Raw genomic sequence first — 17261 nt, 5'->3', positions numbered from 1 at the left:
CATCGGCAAACTTGCCGATGGGGGTCGTGCTATCCCAACGTTGGTCGCTGGCAGAGTCAGCGGTCGGCGTCGTGCACGAGCAGCGCGACCTGCACCCGGTTGGCGAGCCCCAGCTTGGACAGGATGCTCGAGACATGGGCCTTGACGGTGGGCACCGAGAGGTAGAGCTCCTTGCCGATCTCGGCGTTGGAGCCACCGCCGGCGACCGCGCGGGCCACGTCGGCCTCGCGCTCGGTGAGTCGCGCGAGCTGCCGGCGCGCGTGCCCGCCGCGATCCTCGGCGGAGGCTGCGTCACTCCCGGCGACCTCTCGCACGAGCAGCGCGGTCACCGAGGGCGAGAGCGCGTGGTCCCCCGCGGCCACCTCGTGGACCGCCGCGACCAGACGGGACGGTGGGGTGTCCTTCAGCACGAAGCCGCGCGCACCGGCCCGCAGGGCCTGCAGCACCAGGTCGTCCGCGTCGAAGGTGGTGAGCACCAGCACCTTGGTCGCCGGCCAGCGCGCCAGGACCTCTCGGGTCGCCGAGAGGCCGTCGACCCGCGACATCCGCACGTCGATGAGGAGGACGTCCGGCTGGTGCCGTCCGACCAGCTCGAGCGCCTGGTCGCCGTCCTCTGCCTCGGCGACGACCTCGACCCCGTCCGGTCCGCCGAGCAGCATCTTCAACCCGGCCCGCACCAACGGGTCGTCATCGATCAGGACGACGCGGGGGCGGATGGCCTGCGGCATACCCTCGCTCATTGTCCCAGCCAGAGCCGCGCTCGCCGGCCGCGCTGCGGCATACCCTCGCTCATCGTCTCGGCCACGGGAGCCACACTCGCACGGCGAACTCCTCGCCCACCACCCCGGCCTCGAACGTCCCGCCAGCCAGGTGCACCCGCTCGGCCATGCCCGGCAGTCCCATGCCGGGCGTCTCGGACACTGGCGCGGAGCCGGTGAGCGGGTTGCGCACCACGACGTGAAGCCCGTCCTCGGGCTCCCCCGAGAGCTCGACCTGCACCTCGGCCCCCTCTGCGTGCTTGCGCGCGTTGGTCAGGGCCTCCTGGACGACACGGTATGCGTGCCGCCCCACCACCTCGGGCATGCGGACCGAGCGCTCCCACAGCTCGGCGTCGGCGTCGAGGGTGACCCGCTGCCCGCTGCTGGTGACCTCCGCGACCAGCGACGGCACGTCGGTCAGGCTGGGCTGGGGTGCCTCGACCGCCGCTCCCGCCGCGACGTCGCCCCCTGAGCCCCCTGACTCCGCGAGATCATCGCCGCGCAGCACCCCCAGGACCGCCCGCAGTTCCTCCAACGCCTGGTGGGCACCGGACCGGACGATCTCGGCACTTTCGGCCCGCTCCCGGTCGCTCAGGTCAGGCCGATGGGCGAGTGCGCCGGCGTGCATCGCCACCAACGAGAGCCGGTGCCCCATGACGTCGTGCATCTCCCGGGCGATGCGGGCCCGCTCGGCCAACCGTGCCTGCGCCACCCGGGAGGCCTGCTCCCGCTGGGCGGTCTCGGCCTGGCTGCGCCAGCTGGCGACCAGCTCACGGCGGCCGCCGACGTTCCAGCCGATGAGCATGACGACGACGACCACGAGCAGCACCACGAGCGCGTTCAGCCCGATCTGCCACCAGTTCCCGCCGTCGACGTAGGCCGAGTCAGTCGGGAACAGGGTGGGGGCGATGGTCGCGTCGTAGCTCAGCGTCACCACGAGGTTGAGGGCGAGCACCAGCAGCAGCGGCCCGACCCTGCGTCGCGTCGCCAGCGACATCGTCGCCAGCATCGCCGCCGGGACCGACCACGCGGATATCCCGCTCAGGAGCACCGACACGACCGCGACGGTGACCGGCCACCGTCGGCGGAAGGCCGCGAGGAGTATGACGAACTGGCCGATCAGCACGTCGACGACGAGGAGGACGTCGACCATGGTCCGGTGCTCGCCATCGCCGGCGCCCGCCGGCGAGAGCCCGAAGACGAGGAGCCAGAGCAGACCTCCCAGCAGCCAGACCACCGCGAGGCGCCAGGCCTGCTGCCAGCGGGTGAGCGGAGAGGGCTCGACGATGTCGTCGGCCGCCCAGCCGCCCGTGGCAGTCACTGGGGGACGGACCGCGGTTCCCGCCGCGGGAGGGACCGCGGGGGCACCGGCGCGAGGCTCGACGGCGCGGGCAGCGGAGGGCATACAGCGACTCTAGGACCGGTCGAGGGGCGACGGCACCGGCCGGACGGACGAGGCACCCCCTCCTTCGGTCTGGGGTGCCGGGCCGGATGCTCGGCCGATGGACCTCGCGGTGTCGACCCCGGACCGATGCCGCGGACCGTCCCCGCGCCGGAGGCTGGAGGCATGATCCAGATCAAGCACCTGACCAAGCGCTACGGCACCTTCACCGCCGTCGACGACATCTCCTTCACCGCCCGGCCCGGCCGGGTCACCGGCTTCCTCGGCCCCAACGGCGCCGGGAAGTCCACCGCGATGCGGATGATGACCGGCCTCACGCCCGCGACCTCGGGCACCGCGCACATCCTGGGTCGGCCCTACCGCAGCCTGCCCAACCCCACGCGGCACGTCGGCGTCATGCTCGACGCGAGCGCGCAGCACGCCGGGCGCACCGGCCGGGAGGTCCTCACCCTCGCCGCGATCCTCGTCGGTGCCGGGCGCGGCCAGGTCGACACTGTGCTCGAGCGGGTCGGGCTGACCGCCCGCGAGGCGGAGCGTCGCGTGGGCAACTACAGCCTGGGAATGCGGCAGCGGCTCGGCCTGGGTGCAGCGCTCATCGGCGACCCCTCCGTGCTCATCCTCGACGAGCCCGCCAACGGGCTCGACCCGGGCGGCATCCACTGGATGCGCGGCCTGCTGCGGGACTACGCCCGCGAGGGAGGCACCGTGCTGCTCAGCTCGCACCTGCTCTCAGAGGTCGAGCAGATCGCCGACGACCTCGTGCTCATCGGGCACGGCCAGATCGTGGCGCAGGGCACGAAAGACGAGCTCCTCGCCGCGGCCGGAGTGCTCGTCGACGCGACCGACCGACAGGCTCTGGCGGCGGCACTGGAGGCCTCCGGTCTGGAGCACACCCAGCGCCCCGACGGCACGGTCGCCGTCTCGGCCGAGACCGCCCAGGTCGGGGAGCTGGCGCTGCAGCACGGCCTGGTCCTCACCAGCCTCAGCCCGTCCGGTGGTGGCCTGGAGGAGATGTTCCTGACCCTGACGGCCGACGACGCCCGGGACGTCGCGGCGTGAGCACGCCGACCCACCAGACCTCGGCCCCCGCCGCCCCCGGCGGCCCGCAACCACGACAGCCCGACCAGGAGGACACCATGACCGGCACGACCCAGACCATCCGGACGCGCGCCGACGGCGACCAGAGAGGGGCGGCGCGCGACACCTTCTGGTGAGCGGACGGCATACCGCAGCGGCGGAGCCGACCTCGATGACGCTCGCGGGCTGCCGTTCGCCCGCCTGCTGCGCACCGAGCTGCGCAAGACCGTCGACACCCGCGCCGGGCGGTGGCTGCTGATCGTCATCGTCGCGCTGACCGCGCTGGCGATGGGGCTGGCGATGTGGTTCGGGCGGGAGGGCGGCGCCGACTACTCGACGCTGCTGCTCACCGCGGTGCTGCCCCAGGCGGTGCTGCTGCCGGTCCTCGGGATCCTGACTGCGGCGTCCGAGTGGAGCCAGCGCACGGCGCTGGTGACCTTCACCCAGGAGCCGCGGCGGCTGCGGGTCATGGCCGCCAAGACGCTCGGCGCGCTGCTGCTCGGGGTCGTGGTCGTCGCCGTGACCGTCGTGCTGGCGGCGCTGGCGCACGTCGCCTCGGCCGGGCTCGCCGGGGGCGACATCGACCTGAGCCTGCCGTGGCATGTGTACGCGGGCATGGTCGTGCTGGAACTCATCTACGTGCTCATGGGCGTGGCGTTCGGGGCGCTCTTCCTCAACGTGCCGCTGGCGATCGCCGCGTTCTTCGTGCTGCCGGTGATCATGAACGTGCTGTCCATGACCGTGGGATGGGTGAGCGACCGCGCCGCCTGGATCGACCAGAACGTCGCGTCGACGCCGATGATGACGCTCGACGCGGCCCCGACCGGCGAGCAGTGGGCCCAGCTGGGCGTCACGTCGATCTGGTGGGTGCTCATCCCGCTGGCGCTCGGCCTGTGGCGGGTGGCCCGGCGCGAGGTGAAGTAGAGCTGGTGACGGCCGGGCGCGCCGGCGCCGGGAGTCACCACGGGATAGCACGACCTTCATCGGGAAGTTTGCCGATGAAGGTCGTGCTATCCCCACGTTGGTCCCGGGGAGGAGCCAGAATCTCCAGGACTGAAGGCGGCTCCCAGACGTCCCTGTGCATAACTTCTGCGGCGACAACGCCGCGGCAGGCAAGGTCGCGGTATGCAGACACCGCCCCGGGACTCGACCCTCCCGCCCGCGCAGCTCACCGGCCTGCGTGACCTGCTCGCGACACAGGGAGGGACCATCACCAGCGCAGACCTCACCAGACTCGGCCTGGGCGAGGGCGCCATCGCCGCCCTCCGCAGACAGAAGGTCCTGCTGCGCGTCGGTCGGGGCGCCTTCGTGGACCACGAGCTCTTCCAGCAGTCCTCCGCCCGGGAGCGGCACGCACTCCGGACCGTCGCGGTGGCCCGCACCTGGCCGACCGATGTGGCGGTGAGTCACGTGAGTGCCGCAGTGCTCCTGGATCTGCCGTTGCCGGTCGTGCCGGAGCGCATCCACGGCTGCCGGATCGGGACGGGGCAGCACCGCAAGAACGCCATCTACACCATCCACACCGGGTATGCCGACGCGACGGCGACAGGGTTGCGCGGAGTCAGTGTGCTCGAGCCGCGGTTCGTGGTCATGGGCGTGGCAGAGGAACTGGGCCGGGACGCCGGGGTCATGACTGCAGACCACGTGCTCCACCACGGTCTCGCATCGGTGGAGCAGCTGGCGCAGGCTGCGGCGGCCCGCCCCAACCACCCTGCCCACGCGCTCACCAAGCGGGTGATCGAGCTGGCTGACAGGCGGACGGAGTCGCCCGGCGAGACACGGAGCCGACTGCTCCTCGTGGGACTGGGCTTCAGCCCGGTGCCCCAGGTCGAGATCCGCGGGGCCGACGGAGGCTTCATCGCGCGCGTGGACTTCCTTCTGGACGGGACTCGCGTCGTCGTCGAGTTCGACGGCATGACCAAGTACGGCAGCCACGAAGATCTGGTCGCCGAGAAGAAACGTGAGCTCCGACTGCAACGCGAGGGATATGTGGTGGTGCGCCTGGTCTGGGCGGATCTGGCGCATCCGGGGCGCGTCCGGTCCCTCATCGACGCGGCGCTCGCCGTCGGGGCCGGAGACGTGCGAGACCGTGCCAGCCAGGGGCATACCGCGGCTTTGTGAGGAGTGACCACGGGATAGCACGACCTTCCACGGGAAGTTTGCCGATGAAGGTCGGGCTACCCCAACGTTGGTCGGGAGTGGGGATGGCGGTCACCTAGGCTCTCCGGTATGCCTGACGTGCTCGCCCTCTACCGCCGCGCCGGGGCCGTGCCCGTGGTCGGGACGCGGTTGTTCGACCTGGCGTTCAGCCAGATGGCGCCGTACTTCGCGACGATCCGGCCGCGGTTCACGGTGATCGAGCCGAACCACGCCGAGGTGCTCATCCGCAAGCGGCGCAGGGTGACCAACCACCTCGGGACGGTCCACGCGATCGCGCTGTGCAACGGGCTGGAGGCGGCGATGGGAGCGTTGGCCGAGGCCACGATCCCGACAGGCAAACGGTGGATCCCCAAGGGCATGGAGGTCAGCTATCTCGCGAAGGCCGATGGCGACGTCACCTGCATCGCCGAGACCGACCCGGAGCGGTGGGCCTCCGACGACCCAGACCTGCCGGTGCAGGTGCGGGGCGAACTCGCCGACGGCACGGTCGTCATCGAGGGCACCATCCGGCTCTGGGTGACGCCGAAGAAGAACACGTCAGGGTCGTGACCAGGGCACCAGAGTGATCGACCACGACCAGGGAGTGACCACAACCAGAGAGTGACCACGGGTTAGCACGACCTTCATCGACAAGTCCCCCGATGGAGGTCGTGCTAACCCAACGTTGGTCCGCGTGAGGGGCCGCCACCGGCAGCAGGGGGGCGTGGGGTGTGGTCGACGACGCCTGCCGCCCGACTCCTCAGTCGTGTGGCCAGCCCAGGGGTCGCCACAGCGCCAGTGCGGTCGTCGCCGATCGGCTCTGTGGCCGCTGGCCGGCGCGGACGGCCACGACCTCGCCCTCAAGATCGGCGGCGAAGATCCGCGAGCCCTGGGTGACCCGGTCGCGCAGCCGCTCGTTGTCGAGCAGGAGCTGGCTGATCCGGTCGCGCAACGCCTCGACCTGGACCTCGAGCTCCATGATCCGCTGGATTCCCGCCAACGAGACACCCTCGCCGGAGAGCCGCTGCACCTCGCGCAGCCGGTCGACGTCGCGCGAGGAGTAGCGCCGCCCCCCACCCCGGGTGCGCGACGGGGTGACCAGGCCGAGCCGGTCATACTGCCGCAGCGTCTGCGCGTGCATCCCGGCGAGCTCGGCCGCGACCGAGATCACATAGACCGGAGTGTCACGATCGACCATCGCCGATCACGCCCTGGCCCGCGCCAGCAGCTCGGCGCGCGGGTCGCCGTCGTCTTCTGCGCGCAACGCCTCGACGGCCTTCTTGGCGCTGTCGGACAGGTCCTTCGGCACGACGACCTGCACCTTGGCGAGCAGGTCGCCGGTGCCCTTCTTCGTCTCGATCCCGCGGCCCTTGACCCGCAGCACCCGCCCGGACGGCGTGCCCGGCGCCACCTTGACCTTGACCGTGCCGCCGTCGAGCGTCGGCACCTGCACCGTGGCGCCCAGCGCCGCCTCGGCGAAGGTCACCGGCAGGTCGACGGTGAGGTGGTCGCCGTCGCGGCCGAAGACCGGGTGCGGGGTGACGGACACCTTGAGATACATGTCGCCGTCCTCACCACCCTGCACCGGCGAGGGCATTCCCTTGCCGCGCAAGCGGATCCGCTGGCCGTCCTTGACCCCGGCCGGGATGCGTGTGGTGATCCGCCCACCGTCCGGCTTGGACAACGTGACCGTGTCTCCCATTGCGGCAGAACGGAAGTCGAGCGTGGTGGACGCCTCGACGTCCTGGCCGCGCGGCATACCTCCGCCGTAGCCCTGACCCGAGAAGCCACCACCACCCGGAAAGCCCTGCGCCCCACCGGGAAAGCCGCCCGGGAAGCCCTGGCCGCCGCCCTGCTGGAAGCCGCCAGACCCACCGAAGGCACCGAGCAGGTCCTCGAGATCGATGCCGCCTGCACCGCCCGGCCCGCCGGCACCGAAGCGCACGTTCTGCGCACCACCGGCACCGCCGAACATCTGGGCGAAGACATCCTCGAAGCCGCCACCGGCACCACCCGGGCCGCCAGCCCCCGCGGTGAAGCGGGCGCCGCCGCCCATGGCTCGCACGGCGTCGTACTGCTTGCGCTGCTCGGGATCGGAGAGCACTGCGTAGGCCTCACCGATGTCCTTGAACTTCTGCTCCGCCGCGGCGTCGCCCGGGTTGTTGTCGGGGTGATACTGCCGCGCCAGCTTGCGGTAGGTCTTCTTCAGCTCCTTGGCGTCCACGTCCTTGCTGACGCCGAGGATCGAGTAGAAGTCCTTCTCGAACCAGTCCTGGTTCACCATGCGTGCTCACCTCCTCCTTCACTACTCATTCTGCGACCGGCCGCGCGCTCTGCGTCGACCGACCGCACGGTCTGCGCGCACACCGTGCGGCCGGCACATACATATCGCGCGGCCAGTCCGTGCATATCGCGCGGCCAGTCCGTGCATATCGCGCGGCCAGTCCGTGCATATCGCGCGGCCAGTCCGTGCATATCGCGCGGCCAGTCCGGTATGACGCATGGCCGACGCGTCCCTCAGCTCGGGTCCGCGACCGCGACGCGGGCGGCGCGCACCACCTGCTCGCCGATCCGGAAACCGGGCTGCATGACCTGCACGACCGTCATCTCGGTCGCGCCCTCGGGCAGATCGGCCTGATCCGCAGGCAGGTGCATCAGCGCCTCGTGGACGGTCGGGTCGAAGACGTCGCCAACCGCGCCGACCCGCTCGACGCCGAAACGCCCGAGTGCCTGCTCCAGCTTGTCGGCGATCGCCGCGAACGGGCTGCCCTCGGTGAGGTCGCCGTGCTCTCGCGCCGAGTGCACGTCGTCCAGCACCGGCAGCAGCGCCTCGACCACGGCACCGGTCGCCCGGCCGCGGTCGGCCTCGCGCTCGCGCTGGGTGCGGTTGCGGAAGTTGACGAACTCCGCCTGCATCCGACGCATCTCCTCCAGCCGCTCGGCGGCCAGTTGGGTGTCAGGATGCGTGTCGCCCTCGGCCTGTGCCTCGGTGCCGTCGGCGCTCTCGGCGCCAACTGCCGGGCCGGCCCCGGCCTCGGGGGTGGTCTGGTCGCTCACAGCCTCTCCGCCCTCGTCGTCGGTCTTCCGCAGCTTGCCCGTCTCGGGGTCGATGCGGCGCTTGTCCCGGATCACCGGGCCCTCCCCGGGGCGCTCCTCGTCGGGAGCGCCCTCGGGGTGGGTGCCCTGCGGCTGGTCGGTCACTTGGTGTCCTGACCGTCGTTGTCGTCCTCGACGACCTCGGCGTCCACGACGTCCTCATCCGAGGAACCACCCGCGGCGTTCGGGTCGACATCCGCCGCCCCGGTCCCGTCGGCGAACCCGGCACCGGCACCCGCGCCAGCGTCACCGCCCGCCTCGGCCTGAGCGGCATACATCGCCGAACCCATCTTCTGGCTCTCGGTGGACAGCGTCTCCATCTTGGCCTTGATGTCGTCCAGGCTGGCGCCGCTGTCGGCCTTGAGCGCGTCCTTGAGGTCGGTCAGGGCCGAGTCGACCGGGCCGCGGGTGTCCGCGGGCACCTGGTCGCCGGAGTCGGCGAGGAACTTCTCGGTGGAGTAGACCAGCTGCTCCGCGGTGTTGCGGGTCTCGGTCTCCTCGCGGCGAGCCTTGTCCTCGTCGGCGTGCGCCTCGGCGTCCTTGATCATCCGCTCGATCTCATCCTTCGGCAGCGCGGAGCCACCGGAGATCGTCATCGACTGCTCCTTGCCGGTGCCGCGGTCCTTGGCGGAGACGTGCACGATGCCGTTGGCGTCGATGTCGAAGGTGACCTCGATCTGCGGCACGCCGCGGGGGGCCGGGGCGATGCCGGTGAGCTCGAAGTTGCCGAGCAACTTGTTGTGCGCGGCGATCTCGCGCTCACCCTGGTAGACCTGGATGCCCACCGACGGCTGGTTGTCGCTGGCCGTGGTGAAGACCTCGCTGCGCTTGGTCGGGATCGCGGTGTTGCGCTCGATGAGGCGCGTCATGATCCCGCCCTGGGTCTCGATGCCCAGGCTCAGCGGGGTGACGTCGATGAGCAGCACGTCCTTGCGGTCACCCTTGAGGACACCCGCCTGCAGGGCGGCGCCGACGGCGACGACCTCGTCCGGGTTGACGCCCTTGTTGGGCTCCTTGCCCGTCATCTTCTTGACCAGCTCGGCGACCGCGGGCATGCGCGTCGAGCCGCCGACGAGGACGACGTGGTCGATCTCGTCGACCTTGATGCCGGCGTCCTTGATGACCTGCTCGAAGGGCTGCTTCACCCGGTCGAGGAGGTCGGAGGTCATCTGCTCGAACTGCGCGCGGGTGAGGGTCTCGTCCAGGTGGATCGGGCCGTTCTCACCCATGGAGAGGTACTGCAGGTTGACCGAGGTGCTGGTCCCGGAGGAGAGCTCCTTCTTGGCCTGTTCGGCGGCGTCCTTGAGGCGCTGCAGCGCGATCTTGTCCTTGGACAGGTCGACGCCGGACTGGTTCTTCACCGTGGTGACCAGGTGGTCGATGATGCGCTGGTCCCAGTCGTCACCACCGAGCTTGTTGTCACCGTGGGTGGCCTTGACCTGGATGGTCGCGAAGCCGTCGTCGGCGTCCTTGCCCACCTCGAGCAGGGACACGTCGAAGGTGCCGCCACCGAGGTCGAAGACGAGGATCAGCTCGTCCTCCTTGCCCTTGTCCAGGCCGTAGGCGAGCGCCGCGGCGGTCGGCTCGTTGATGATGCGGAGCACGTTGAGGCCCGCGATCTCGCCGGCCTCCTTGGTGGCCTGCCGCTCAGCGTCGTCGAAGTAGGCCGGCACGGTGATGACCGCGTCGGTCACGTCCTCGCCCAGGTATGCCTCCGCGTCCCGCTTCAGCTTCTGCAGCGTGCGGGCGCTGATCTCCTGGGGGCTGTACTTCTTGCCGTCGATCTCGGTGCTCCAGTCGGTGCCCATGTGGCGCTTGACGGAGCGGACGGTCCGGTCGACGTTGGTGACGGCCTGCCGCTTGGCGACCTCACCGACGAGCACCTCGCCGTTCTTGGCGAAGCTGACGACGGACGGGGTGGTGCGCCCACCCTCGGCGTTGGCGATGATCTCCGGCTCGCCACCGGTCAGCACGGCGACAGCCGAGTTGGTGGTGCCGAGGTCGATACCGACTGCACGTCCCATGAACTGCTCTCCTTGGTATGTCGTTGCGCACCTCGTGCGCGGTGAGTTGACACGTCTGCACTCAACTCTGGTGAGCGGTTCGCGTGTTGTCAAACCGAGGCTCAGTGAAGTTGAGTTCACTAGGCTCAACTACGGACGTGAGCTGATTGTTCCCACGCTCGGTCGCAGCCTTGACCGGGGGTCGCAGTGCGCAGGGGTGCGCGCCAGGGATCGGTGCATCTCACATCAGTGGAGATGATGCTATGCCGTCATCTATGCGGACGACGGTCACGCTCGACGCGGACGTCGAGCACATCATCAGGCGCCGGATGCAGGAGAAGGGCGTCTCCTTCAAGCGCGCGCTCAACGGCGCCATCCGTGACGGCGCGCAGGACCGGCCGACGCGGCGCCACGAGACGCCGACGTTCGATATGGGCGTACCCACGGTGGATGTGACGAAGGCTCTACGCCTGTCTGGCGAGCTCGAGGACGAGTCGTTCCTCGGGCGTCTACGACGTGGAGCATGAAACTCGTCGATGCCAACGTGCTCCTGCACGCCGTCAACAGCGCGTCCCCCGACCATGCCATCGCCAAGCGGTGGCTGGATGACTCGCTCAGCGGCAAGGACACGGTGGGTCTGGCGTGGGCGGCACTGCTCGCGGTCGTGCGACTGGCCACCCGCCCGGGGCTCTTCGTCCGACCCCTGACCACCGACGAGGCTCTCGGCGTAGTCCGCGGCTGGCTCACCGCTCCCTCGGCCGTCGTCCTCCACCCGGGCGAGCGTCACCTCGACCTCCTCAGTGAGCTGCTGCTCTCCGCCGGCACCGCCGGCAACCTCACCAGCGACGCACACCTCGCCGCTCTGGCGCTGGAGCACCACGCCACGGTCGTCTCCTTCGACGCGGACTTCGACCGCTTCTGGGGCTGACCTGGATGCGGCCCGCCTGACGTCTGGCATCTCCGTGCCAGGATCATCCGGTGAACTTCCCCCGCCATGAGCCGACGGCATACTCCTGCCCGTTCTGCCGCGTCCAGCGAGGTGAGTTCGACGAGCGCAACAAGGCGGAAGACATCATCGCGGTCACCGACCGCGCCTACGCTCGTATCGCCCCGAAGTGGTGGCCGGCGAATCCCGGCGCGGCCCTCGTGATCCCTCGCGTCCACGTCGAGAACCTCTATGAGATCTCCGCCGAGGACGGGCATCTGTCTGGGACCTCACCCAGCGCGTGGCACGAGCGATGCGCACCTCAATCGACTGCGCCGGAACCTCGATCCGGCAGCACAACGAGCCAGCGGGAGACCAGGACCTCTGGCACCTGCACGTCCACGTGTTCCCGCGGCACGACGGCGACGACCTCTACCGTCGGCACGATCAGGCGACGTGGGTGACGCCGGAGCAGCGCCTCCCCTTCGCCCGAGCGCTGCGGAGCGAGCTCGGGCTGCCCACGACCTTTGAGTGAGGACGCGGAACGCCCTTGAGCCCACCGTCAAGATGCACTGATGCGATGACGTCGACCGACTCTCAAGGGTGACCGTATCCGGCCCGCCTGACGTCTGGGATCCCATGACCCGTGGGGATGCTCAACGAAGGCGGTTCTCCGCCGCAGCGGCGGCCTCGGCGTCGATCTTGAGGGCCGCCTCGACGGCGAGGTCCAGCATGTTGTCGCGAACCTCGTGTTGAGTCGTCCAGCTCCGGTGGTCCCAGGTCTCGCCGCTGAGGTCGTCGCCCGCATACAGCAGTTGCGCCAATGGCACGCCTCGGAAGCGAGCGACCGACGCGATCGACGCGGCCTCCATATCCACCGTGATGCACCCCTCGTCGCGACGGGCCGCGATCTTTCCCGGGGTCTCCCGGAAGTAGCCATCGGTCGTCCACGTGCGCCCTTCCACGAACGGGAGGCCGCGCTCGGACAGGACCTCCCGCAACGCTGCCACCGCCTGAGGGTCGGCATCGACGGTGCGCCCCGGAGGCAGGTAGTGGTGCGACAACCCCTCGTCACGTAGTGCCGAAGTCACCACGACGAGATGCCCCACCGTGAGATCGTGACGCAGACTGCCGGCGCCCCCGCAGGCGACGAACGAGCGACAGCCGAGTGCGATCACCTCCTCGACGAGGCTGCCTGAGGCAGGCCCTGTGACGGGCATGGGGACCATGCCGACCCGTCGGCCGGAGACGTTCAGCTCGAAGAGCGGATGCGGGCCGTCCTCCCACCGGTTCTCTGCGATCCGGCGACCGCCCAGACGGGCGACGAGGCGCTCCACCCCGTCGTGAAACCAGGTCAGCACGCACGCACGAGGGACATCGGGCGCAGCTCGCGCACGGGGCTCGATGAAGGCGGTGGGGTTGTGGTCGAACTCCAGAAGCGGGCTGACCTGAGGCTGCCACTCGTCCATGGGCTCACCCAACCAGACCTCAGGTCCCGGCGGCGGCAGACGTCTAGCCGCTAGACTCACGCTCGACCCTCGCGGCGGCCTCGCCCGAGGGTTTCTTCATGACCTACGTCGTGTCTGAAACGCTCTACCACGTCCCCGCGTCCCCCATCCTCGGTGACGCCGTGCTGCCGTTGGCGCAGGTGCGGCGCACCTATCCCGACCGGGCCTCGCGGGCCAGGCACGCGTCATACCCCCAGGTTCTGGCCCAGCCGGTGCACCCGCTCGGATGCACCTGGGCCGATGTTGTCTTCCTGTCGCCCGTGCATCCCGCTCCCCTCTTCGCGGCACTGCGTCGCTCCGGCAGGGCCGTCAGGGATCCAGAAGTCTGGGCCCTGCCAGCCGGACGGCTGGACCCCGCCCGCACCACCATCATGTTGATGCGCGCCGGCTCCACCGGCCACCATGCCGACGCGGCCGACGTCGACGACTACCTGCCGTTCACCACCGCCAGCCTCAGAGCCGTCGAGCCTGCGGCGCCAGGCGGCGGTTCGGTCGCAGGTGCATCGCGAAGACGTCATCCAGGCCGAACGGCGCATACAGCTTCAGGCCCTCAGGGCTCTGAGTGACACCCACACAGCACGTGGTCGAGGCAAACGAGTCGATGGCATCTCTTGCACTGGTGAACGGCTCCGCCTTGACTCCGAACTTCACCTCGTACCAGAGGTGGACCCGGGCTTCGTTCCTCAGCTCGATCTGACTTTCCACGTCCTGGAACAGCTCGCTCGCAGCTCGGATCACCCGGTCCTCTCCTTCCCAGGTCAGATCGGACCCGTCGAAGTAGAAGACGTCGTAGTCCCTGATGCCGGATCCGGGAGGTCGCCCCTCCACGCGTTCCAGATGTTCTGGAAGACCGCTCCAGCCGTGAGCCACCACTCATCCAGGTCCAGGCGGGGGAGGCGGTTCAGGATTGCCACGCAGATCGGATCCGCCAGAACCGCCGACAGTGCCCTGGCCTCCAGATCAGGACCACAGACGCGCACTCGAGCAGGATAGACGCGGCGTCCGAGGCTCGGTCGGTATGCAGCGCGTGTGCCCTGATCGGCCCTCACCGCGCGGGCGATCAGGCTCGCGGCGGCGGATCATCCAGGCAGTCTCGGCGCTCCGATCGGTCACAGCACCCGAACGGCGATCCGCTCCTCTGCCACCTCGTCACCAGCGCGTTCCACGCGCAGCGCGAGGCCACTCTCGCGTTCGCCGACCGCCTCGGTCAGCGCTCCGTCCCGCCACACCAGGGCGACGTGGTCGTCGGCCGCATACGTTGTCGGGAGCTCGCCCGAGGCGACCCAGCGCCGCAGGCTCGGCAGCCGCCCCTCCTCCCCGAGCAGGTGCGGGCAGGCTCCACCACGGAGGAAACCCAGGCCGTCACGCAGCGGGGCGAGCGGACCGAACGAGTCGGTCGAGGATGCCTCGAACCAGCAGTTCATCCCGGCGCTGATGCCGGCCAGGACCGTCCCCTGACCCGCGGCTCTCCGCAGGATCTCGGGGAGACCGTGCCGACGCCATACCGCCAGCAGATTGACGGTCGATCCGCCGCCCACGTAGACGAGGTCCTGCTCGAGCAGCAGCTTCGGATCGGCATACCCCCAGGGCGCCTGGGAGAAGAGGGAGAGCACCGACGTCCGCGCTCGGCCGGCGAACGCGTCCTCGAAGCGGCGGCAGTAGTCCGGCGAGTCACCGCTCGCCGTGGGGACGAAGCAGACGGCAGGGTGAGCGGTGCCGGTCAGCTCCAGCAGGTGGTCGTCGATGCGCGAGCTCCCGTCCTCCGACATCGAGAAGCCCCCGCCGCCGAGGGTCACGATCGTCCCCCGAGCGACCGGGCCGACCGACGAGGCATCCATGCCGGAACTGTAGGCGGCCCGACCTGCGATAGCGTGGCGACGTCGCGACCTCGGTGGGCAGGGCTGCCCGCGCGGGCTGAGACGTCGACCTTCTCTCTTCAGGAAAGGACGGCGCCGATGCCGCAGCAGAGCACCCACGACACCACGTCCGGCCACACCACCGAGCCCCTGCATCCGACCCTCCGACGCCTCGATCGGATCGCTTCGCGCGTGAGCGCGGATCCGGAGGTCGTCGCCGTCCTTGGACTCGGCTCCGCGGGTCAGGAGACCGACCGCTTCGACGACCACTCCGACATCGATTTCTTCCTCGTCGTCGCCGACGCGCAGACCAAGCAGCGCTACCTCGAGGACATCGACTGGCTGGCGGGATTCGGCGGCGAGGTGGCCTACAGCTTCGTCAACGACCCCAACGGCCGCAAGGCGCTCTTCGCCGACGGCCTGTTCCTGGAGTATGCGGTCTTCACCCCCGCCGAGCTCGAGGCGCTGCCCTTCGCCGGGGCGCGGGTCGTCTGGTCGCGGCCGTCCTTCACGCTCACCGAAGGCCGGCCACCGGCCCGACCGACCGCCCTCGACACGGTCGACTTCCACCTGAACGAGGCCTTGACCAACCTCTACGTCGGTCTGCACCGCGAGCTCCGCGGCGAACGGCTCGTGGCGATGCGGTTCATCCAGGTGTATGCCGTCGACCGCGTCCTCGCGCTCCTGCGCCTCGACGCGGCGACGACGTGGGCGCAGCACGATCCGTTCGAGGCCACACGACGGGTCGAGCGCGTCGCGAGCGACCGGCAGCCGCCGTGGGGGGCGATGGTCCAGGGCTATGACCGCAATGTGCCTTCCGCTGCGGCGACGCTGCGGTGGCTCGAGCAGCACTACCGCCCCGATCCGGCGATTAGCCGGGAGATCATGGCGCTGCTTCAGAGCGGGGAGGGTGTCGCATCATGATGCTAGCCTTGCCGCATGAGGACGACAATCACGCTAAGTGATGATGTCGCCGTCGAGGTCGAGCGCCTCCGGCGCGAGCGTGGGATGGGCCCGAGCGAGGCGGTCAACTCCCTTGCCCGTCGTGGCATGGCCACGTCCAACCCGCCGCCCTCTCCCTACGAGCACCACTCGACGAAGCTCGGCCTCAAGGTGGACGTCCGCAACATCGGCGAGGTCCTCGACCTGCTCGACGAGTCGCCGTGATCGTCGACGCCAACATCCTGCTCTACGCCATCGACGAGGACAGCCCCTACTGGGAGCGCGCCTCGACCTGGCTCACGGATGCCCTCTCGCGACACGAACGCATCGGCCTTCCGTGGCAGACCATCGGCGCGTTCCTGCGGATCGCCACCCATCCGCGCATCGCCCAGCACCCTCTCTCGGCTACCGCCGCGCAGGAGTATGTCGACCGCTGGCTCGCTGCCGCGACGGTCTGGGTGCCGCCCGCCACCGGACGCACCGCCGCGGCATACGCAGAGATCTCCGAGCGGCACCACGTCACCGGCAACGTCGTCCCGGATGCCCAGCTCGCAGCGCTCGCGCTCGAGTTTGGCGTCGCCGTGGTCTCGGCCGATTCGGACTTCGCGCGCTTTCCCGAGATCCGGTGGGTCAACCCGCTGGCCTGACCCGCGCCACCCTGGCCGCTCGCCCGCGCTCTTCGCGCCTCGTCGAACTCTCACGCGGGGCGGCGCCACTCGACCGTCTCGCGCATGACCTCGCCCCCGAGCCGGGCGGCCATGCCGTGCGAGTCACGGTTGGTGGTGTCCGTCTCGGTCCGCAGGTGCGTGATGCCTCGGCTCTCCAAGGTCCGAGCCACGTCCTGGACGAGCGCGAGCGCCAGGCGGGTCCGCCGCCAGGGTCGCGTCACGCCGAGGCAGCCGAGACGCGGCTCCGGTGAGCGACTCCATACCCTGATGAGACCGGCCAGACTGCCCGAACCAGGGTGCTGGGCCACGCGATAGAGCGCCGGGTCGAACTCCGGATCGTCCAGCGTGGCCGCGAACTCCTCGGCGCTCGCGGTCCACGCCTCGGTGCCCGGTATGTCGTGCCGGATCCGGTTGTCGAGCGCCGCGGCCTCCGCGAGATCGACCTCGGTGACGGGCAGGAGGCGGTGCTCGGTGTGCACCCGGGGCAGTGCGCGCAGCCGAGCGAGCGAGAGGCGCCAGACGACCTCTTGACGGATCGGCTCGAAGCCCGCGTCGGTGAGCGTTGCGGCGGCTTCCGGATGGTGACCCGCGGGGCACGACACCAGAAGCGGTCCGTGGAGCTCGAGGTTCGCGCGGTGCAGCAGCCCACCCCAGACCGACGGGCCCGCGTCCGGCAGGCGCAGTGACCAGGCCCCGTCCGGGCGCAGCATCGCGCGCAGGACAGCCCCGTCCTCCGTGGACCAGGTGCGCGACGCCTCCGCCATCCCTCGATCATGGCGACAGGAGTCTGGTGACGCCATCAGTTTCCGCTGGCGGACAAGACGCAGGTGCTGAATCAGCCAGACGCCGGCCGTGTGGACGAGATCGAGAGCCCGGTAGCTACAGGT

21 protein-coding genes are annotated in these 17261 nt (G+C 70.1%); 11 read left to right on the top strand and 10 right to left on the bottom strand.

Annotated features, from left to right (window positions below):
* Positions 1-56: 56 nt before the first annotated feature.
* Entirely contained in the window at positions 57-728 is a 672-nt protein-coding gene (locus tag AC5PYY_RS06195; RefSeq protein ID WP_493898911.1) for a response regulator, read from the bottom strand.
* 61 nt (positions 729-789) lie between these two features.
* Complete coding sequence (locus AC5PYY_RS06190; RefSeq protein ID WP_493898910.1) at positions 790-2079, bottom strand: sensor histidine kinase; 1290 nt, start codon at positions 2077-2079, stop codon at positions 790-792.
* Positions 2080-2325: 246 nt separating this feature from the next.
* On the opposite strand from AC5PYY_RS06190, the gene AC5PYY_RS06185 reads away from it, so the two are divergent.
* The 5 genes from AC5PYY_RS06185 to AC5PYY_RS06165 all read left to right on the top strand — a co-directional run bounded on the left by AC5PYY_RS06185 (position 2326) and on the right by AC5PYY_RS06165 (position 5946).
* Complete coding sequence (locus AC5PYY_RS06185) at positions 2326-3219, top strand: ABC transporter ATP-binding protein (protein WP_493898909.1); 894 nt, start codon at positions 2326-2328, stop codon at positions 3217-3219.
* Entirely contained in the window at positions 3216-3374 is a 159-nt protein-coding gene (locus tag AC5PYY_RS06180; RefSeq protein ID WP_493898908.1) for a hypothetical protein, read from the top strand. The genes AC5PYY_RS06185 and AC5PYY_RS06180 overlap by 4 nt, the downstream gene beginning before the upstream one ends.
* Before the next feature lie 151 nt (positions 3375-3525).
* Positions 3526-4161: an ABC transporter permease gene (locus AC5PYY_RS06175; protein ID WP_493898907.1), complete on the top strand. Its 636-nt coding sequence runs from the start codon at positions 3526-3528 to the stop codon at positions 4159-4161.
* 201 nt (positions 4162-4362) lie between these two features.
* Complete coding sequence (locus AC5PYY_RS06170) at positions 4363-5358, top strand: type IV toxin-antitoxin system AbiEi family antitoxin domain-containing protein (RefSeq protein ID WP_493898906.1); 996 nt, start codon at positions 4363-4365, stop codon at positions 5356-5358.
* 108 nt (positions 5359-5466) lie between these two features.
* Positions 5467-5946: a hotdog fold domain-containing protein gene (locus tag AC5PYY_RS06165; RefSeq protein ID WP_493898905.1), complete on the top strand. Its 480-nt coding sequence runs from the start codon at positions 5467-5469 to the stop codon at positions 5944-5946.
* 190 nt (positions 5947-6136) lie between these two features.
* On the opposite strand, the gene AC5PYY_RS06160 is transcribed toward AC5PYY_RS06165, so the two are convergent.
* From AC5PYY_RS06160 to dnaK, 4 genes are all read right to left on the bottom strand, one after another.
* Positions 6137-6574: a heat shock protein transcriptional repressor HspR gene (locus tag AC5PYY_RS06160; RefSeq protein ID WP_493898904.1), complete on the bottom strand. Its 438-nt coding sequence runs from the start codon at positions 6572-6574 to the stop codon at positions 6137-6139.
* A gap of 6 nt (positions 6575-6580) precedes the next feature.
* On the bottom strand, positions 6581-7660 hold the full coding sequence (locus AC5PYY_RS06155) for a DnaJ C-terminal domain-containing protein (RefSeq protein WP_493898903.1): 1080 nt from the start codon (positions 7658-7660) through the stop codon (positions 6581-6583).
* A gap of 233 nt (positions 7661-7893) precedes the next feature.
* A complete protein-coding gene (locus AC5PYY_RS06150) occupies positions 7894-8577 on the bottom strand; it encodes a nucleotide exchange factor GrpE (protein ID WP_493898902.1) in 684 nt (227 codons plus the stop codon).
* Positions 8574-10496 (bottom strand): molecular chaperone DnaK, encoded by a 1923-nt coding sequence (gene dnaK / locus AC5PYY_RS06145; RefSeq protein WP_493898901.1) that lies wholly within the window; start codon positions 10494-10496, stop codon positions 8574-8576. Before dnaK ends, AC5PYY_RS06150 begins: the two co-directional genes overlap by 4 nt.
* A 254-nt stretch (positions 10497-10750) precedes the next feature.
* Here dnaK and AC5PYY_RS06140 point away from each other — a divergent pair, with 254 nt between their 5' ends.
* From AC5PYY_RS06140 to AC5PYY_RS06130, 3 genes are all read left to right on the top strand, one after another.
* Positions 10751-11002 (top strand): antitoxin, encoded by a 252-nt coding sequence (locus tag AC5PYY_RS06140; protein ID WP_493898900.1) that lies wholly within the window; start codon positions 10751-10753, stop codon positions 11000-11002.
* On the top strand, positions 10999-11403 hold the full coding sequence (locus AC5PYY_RS06135) for a TA system VapC family ribonuclease toxin (protein ID WP_493898899.1): 405 nt from the start codon (positions 10999-11001) through the stop codon (positions 11401-11403). Before AC5PYY_RS06140 ends, AC5PYY_RS06135 begins: the two co-directional genes overlap by 4 nt.
* Before the next feature lie 310 nt (positions 11404-11713).
* The gene (locus AC5PYY_RS06130) at positions 11714-11935 is read left to right on the top strand and encodes an HIT family protein (RefSeq protein ID WP_493898898.1); all 222 of its coding nucleotides are present in this window, start codon (positions 11714-11716) and stop codon (positions 11933-11935) included.
* Positions 11936-12056: 121 nt separating this feature from the next.
* Here the strand turns inward: AC5PYY_RS06130 and AC5PYY_RS06125 are convergent, their stop codons facing one another.
* The 3 genes from AC5PYY_RS06125 to AC5PYY_RS06115 form a co-directional block, all read right to left on the bottom strand.
* Positions 12057-12869: a nucleoside phosphorylase gene (locus AC5PYY_RS06125; protein ID WP_493898897.1), complete on the bottom strand. Its 813-nt coding sequence runs from the start codon at positions 12867-12869 to the stop codon at positions 12057-12059.
* A gap of 492 nt (positions 12870-13361) precedes the next feature.
* Positions 13362-13778, bottom strand: coding sequence for a nucleotidyltransferase family protein (locus AC5PYY_RS06120; RefSeq protein WP_493898896.1), 417 nt, complete (start codon positions 13776-13778; stop codon positions 13362-13364).
* Positions 13779-14017: 239 nt separating this feature from the next.
* On the bottom strand, positions 14018-14746 hold the full coding sequence (locus tag AC5PYY_RS06115) for a Type 1 glutamine amidotransferase-like domain-containing protein (protein WP_493898895.1): 729 nt from the start codon (positions 14744-14746) through the stop codon (positions 14018-14020).
* A gap of 117 nt (positions 14747-14863) precedes the next feature.
* Here AC5PYY_RS06115 and AC5PYY_RS06110 point away from each other — a divergent pair, with 117 nt between their 5' ends.
* From AC5PYY_RS06110 to AC5PYY_RS06100, 3 genes are read left to right on the top strand one after another with little or no spacing between them, the layout of a single operon-like run.
* Positions 14864-15688 (top strand): hypothetical protein, encoded by an 825-nt coding sequence (locus tag AC5PYY_RS06110; protein WP_493898894.1) that lies wholly within the window; start codon positions 14864-14866, stop codon positions 15686-15688.
* Between the two features lie 15 nt (positions 15689-15703).
* Positions 15704-15931, top strand: coding sequence for a CopG family transcriptional regulator (locus AC5PYY_RS06105; RefSeq protein ID WP_493898893.1), 228 nt, complete (start codon positions 15704-15706; stop codon positions 15929-15931).
* Positions 15928-16353 carry a TA system VapC family ribonuclease toxin gene (locus AC5PYY_RS06100; RefSeq protein ID WP_493898892.1) on the top strand — a complete coding sequence of 142 codons (426 nt, stop codon included), beginning with the start codon at positions 15928-15930 and terminating at the stop codon, positions 16351-16353. The genes AC5PYY_RS06105 and AC5PYY_RS06100 overlap by 4 nt, the downstream gene beginning before the upstream one ends.
* Positions 16354-16403: 50 nt before the next feature.
* On the opposite strand, the gene AC5PYY_RS06095 is transcribed toward AC5PYY_RS06100, so the two are convergent.
* Positions 16404-17138: a GNAT family N-acetyltransferase gene (locus AC5PYY_RS06095; RefSeq protein ID WP_493898891.1), complete on the bottom strand. Its 735-nt coding sequence runs from the start codon at positions 17136-17138 to the stop codon at positions 16404-16406.
* Between the last annotated feature and the right edge of the window lie 123 nt (positions 17139-17261).

Source organism: Serinicoccus sp. JS2-9 (assembly GCF_059025165.1).
This window is presented reverse-complemented; position numbering and strand designations above follow the sequence as displayed.

Bases quoted from the DNA above. Each gene is read 5' to 3' on its own strand.
- AC5PYY_RS06110 (WP_493898894.1), top strand. From the start codon at position 14,864: ATGCCGCAGCAGAGCACCCACGACACCACGTCCGGCCACACCACCGAG.
- AC5PYY_RS06125 (WP_493898897.1), bottom strand. From the start codon at position 12,869: ATGGACGAGTGGCAGCCTCAGGTCAGCCCGCTTCTGGAGTTCGACCAC.
- AC5PYY_RS06195 (WP_493898911.1), bottom strand. From the start codon at position 728: ATGCCGCAGGCCATCCGCCCCCGCGTCGTCCTGATCGATGACGACCCG.
- AC5PYY_RS06165 (WP_493898905.1), top strand. From the start codon at position 5,467: ATGCCTGACGTGCTCGCCCTCTACCGCCGCGCCGGGGCCGTGCCCGTG.
- AC5PYY_RS06185 (WP_493898909.1), top strand. From the start codon at position 2,326: ATGATCCAGATCAAGCACCTGACCAAGCGCTACGGCACCTTCACCGCC.
- AC5PYY_RS06130 (WP_493898898.1), top strand. From the start codon at position 11,714: ATGCGCACCTCAATCGACTGCGCCGGAACCTCGATCCGGCAGCACAAC.
- AC5PYY_RS06170 (WP_493898906.1), top strand. From the start codon at position 4,363: ATGCAGACACCGCCCCGGGACTCGACCCTCCCGCCCGCGCAGCTCACC.
- AC5PYY_RS06115 (WP_493898895.1), bottom strand. From the start codon at position 14,746: ATGGATGCCTCGTCGGTCGGCCCGGTCGCTCGGGGGACGATCGTGACC.
- AC5PYY_RS06160 (WP_493898904.1), bottom strand. From the start codon at position 6,574: ATGGTCGATCGTGACACTCCGGTCTATGTGATCTCGGTCGCGGCCGAG.
- dnaK (WP_493898901.1), bottom strand. From the start codon at position 10,496: ATGGGACGTGCAGTCGGTATCGACCTCGGCACCACCAACTCGGCTGTC.
- AC5PYY_RS06155 (WP_493898903.1), bottom strand. From the start codon at position 7,660: ATGGTGAACCAGGACTGGTTCGAGAAGGACTTCTACTCGATCCTCGGC.
- AC5PYY_RS06095 (WP_493898891.1), bottom strand. From the start codon at position 17,138: ATGGCGGAGGCGTCGCGCACCTGGTCCACGGAGGACGGGGCTGTCCTG.
- AC5PYY_RS06175 (WP_493898907.1), top strand. From the start codon at position 3,526: ATGGGGCTGGCGATGTGGTTCGGGCGGGAGGGCGGCGCCGACTACTCG.
- AC5PYY_RS06140 (WP_493898900.1), top strand. From the start codon at position 10,751: ATGCGGACGACGGTCACGCTCGACGCGGACGTCGAGCACATCATCAGG.
- AC5PYY_RS06105 (WP_493898893.1), top strand. From the start codon at position 15,704: ATGAGGACGACAATCACGCTAAGTGATGATGTCGCCGTCGAGGTCGAG.
- AC5PYY_RS06135 (WP_493898899.1), top strand. From the start codon at position 10,999: ATGAAACTCGTCGATGCCAACGTGCTCCTGCACGCCGTCAACAGCGCG.